3 protein-coding genes are annotated in these 2,498 nt (G+C 60.6%); all 3 read right to left on the bottom strand.

Annotated elements, in window-relative coordinates:
• Positions 1-39: 39 nt before the first annotated feature.
• Entirely contained in the window at positions 40-411 is a 372-nt protein-coding gene (locus EN884_RS32870) for a hypothetical protein (RefSeq protein WP_013532610.1), read from the bottom strand.
• Between the two features lie 39 nt (positions 412-450).
• Positions 451-921 (bottom strand): hypothetical protein, encoded by a 471-nt coding sequence (locus EN884_RS32865; RefSeq protein ID WP_318011939.1) that lies wholly within the window; start codon positions 919-921, stop codon positions 451-453.
• A gap of 93 nt (positions 922-1,014) precedes the next feature.
• Positions 1,015-2,498 (bottom strand): carboxyl transferase domain-containing protein (locus EN884_RS32860; RefSeq protein ID WP_128361003.1); only part of this gene is annotated, 1,484 nt, incomplete at its 5' end.

Below are 2,498 nucleotides of genomic sequence, written 5' to 3'. Positions count from 1 at the left end.
TTTGTCTTCCCCAAGGAGAAAAACCGGGCGCTTTCCGGTCTATTTGGACGCGGCGATGCTGCAGGCGCCGGCGACGGTAACCTTGTATTTGCTTTTGCTGGCCTGACAGGATTTCAGTGCCAGTTCCGCCGCCGCCTTTTGTGACGATGCATTCAGCTTCACGCCGCAAACGAAGTACTCGGTCGCCGGAACGATTGGCGTCGCCGCGAAAGCCGAATGGCCTGCGGCTGCGAGATACGCTGCATAGGCCTTCCCGCAGCCCCCGGTGGTTCCTATAGGAATGGTCACCGGGTAGCGCACGTCGCCCTTGCTGCCTGCCAGCGATCCGGCCATGGCAGCGGTGGAGGCCGCCACCATCAGCAAGCCTGCCACTATGGGGGTGGCTGCTCGTTTGCAGGTCCCGGATTTCATTCTGCTTCCCCCATTCGCAAAAAAGTCTCGGCCGGTTGCTTATTTCGATGACGAGATTGCGCAGCCGCCACTCGCGGTCTTGAGCTTCCACCGTGTCAACCCGGCCTGGCAATTGCGCAGCGCCGTCTCTTCCGCCGCCTTCTGGGACGGCGCGTTGAGCTTCGTCCCGCAGATGATGTAGAGGTCGACAACGCGCGAATAAAAGGTTGTGGCGTAGGCCGAATGGCCGCTCGCCGCGACGTAACCCTTGTAGGCAACGTTGCATTCGCCCGAACCCAAGGTCGGCGGAAAACGCACGTCTCCCTTGCGTCCTGCGAGCGATTCCGCCGAGCTGATGCCGGTCGCCGTTAATATTAGAAATGCGGAAAGTATCGAAGCAGCCGTTCCCTGGCAATATTTCAGTTTCATTTCCAGCCCGTCCCCATTGCCCCATGCTGGATAAACAGTAGCGAATATTTTGTCCCCCCGCCAGTTCACTGTTTGAGATTCGAAGCCGCCTATACTGACCAATCGCTTGGTCCATACAGTTCAGCCTTTTCACACGGCAGCAACGGCCTGCCGGTATAGTTCCGCCGTTTGGCTGTCGAAGTTGACCGTCCATTCTCACATCCGAAACACGCCAAAGCGCGTGTCCTCGATTTCGGCGTTGAGCGCGGCCGACAGGCTGAGCGCCAGCACGTCGCGCGTCTTTGCAGGATCGATGATACCGTCGTCCCAGAGGCGTGCGGACGAATAGAGCGGATGGCCCTCATGCTCGTATTTCATCAGGATAGGCTTCTTGAATTTCGCCTCTTCCTCGGCGCTCCATTCTCCGCCCTTGCGCTCGATGCCTTCGCGTTTGACCATGGCAAGCACCGTTGCCGCCTGTTCGCCGCCCATCACCGAGATGCGGGCGTTCGGCCACATCCACAGGAAGCGCGGTGAATAGGCGCGGCCGCACATGCCGTAATTGCCGGCGCCGAACGAACCGCCGATGATGACAGTCACCTTCGGCACCCTGGCGGTGGCAACCGCCATCACCAGCTTGGCGCCATCCTTGGCGATGCCGCCTGCTTCATATTTTCGACCGACCATGAAGCCGGTGATGTTCTGCAGGAAGACCAATGGAATTTTGCGCTGGCAGCACAGTTCGATGAAGTGCGCGCCCTTCAGCGCGCTTTCGGAAAACAGCACGCCGTTGTTGGCGATGATGCCGACCGGCACGCCATGGAGATGGGCAAAGCCGGTGATCAGCGTGGTGCCGTAATTCTGCTTGAACTCGTCGAATTCGGAACCGTCGACGACGCGCGCGATGACCTCGCGCGCGTCATAGGGCTGGCGCAGGTCGGTCGGCACGATGCCATAAAGTTCATCCGCCGGATGAAGCGGCGGAATCGCTCTCCTAGAGTTCAGGCTTACAGTCTTGTTCCGATTCAGGTTCTTGACGATGCGCCGGCAGATGGCGAGGGCATGGTCGTCGTCCAGCGCATAGTGGTCGGCAACACCGGAAAGCCTGGTGTGCACATCCGCACCGCCGAGATCCTCGGCACTGACATCCTCGCCCGTCGCCGCCTTCACCAGCGGCGGGCCGCCGAGGAAGATGGTTGCCTGATTGCGCACCATGATCGTCTCGTCGGACATTGCCGGCACATAGGCGCCGCCCGCCGTGCACGAACCCATGACGCAGGCGATCTGCGGAATGCCTGATGCCGACATGTTGGCCTGGTTGTAGAAGATGCGGCCGAAATGCTCGCGGTCGGGAAACACCTCCTCCTGGTTGGGCAGATTGGCGCCGCCGCTGTCGACGAGGTAGATGCAGGGAAGATTGTTCTGCAGTGCGATCTCCTGCGCCCGCAAATGCTTCTTCACGGTCAGCGGATAATAGGTGCCGCCCTTCACGGTGGCGTCGTTGACGACGACCATCACCTCGGTGCCTTCGACGCGGCCGATGCCGGCGATCATGCCGGCCGAAGAGATCTCCTCGCCATACATCGACCATGCCGCGAACTGGCCGATCTCGAGGAAGGGTGAGCCGACATCCAGCAATTGCGCAAGGCGCTCGCGCGGCAGAAGCTTGCCGCGCGAGCGCCTTGCGCAATTGCTGGATG

The organism is Mesorhizobium sp. M7A.F.Ca.AU.001.01.1.1, from assembly GCF_004022735.1.
GTDB classification, from domain to species: Bacteria; Pseudomonadota; Alphaproteobacteria; order Rhizobiales; family Rhizobiaceae; genus Mesorhizobium; species Mesorhizobium ciceri.
Note: the sequence above shows the minus strand (reverse complement) of the source record. Positions and strands in the feature narration are given on the sequence as shown.

Excerpts from the sequence above, each read along its gene's own strand:
- EN884_RS32870 (WP_013532610.1), bottom strand. The coding sequence starts at position 411 with ATGAAATCCGGGACCTGCAAACGAGCAGCCACCCCCATAGTGGCAGGC.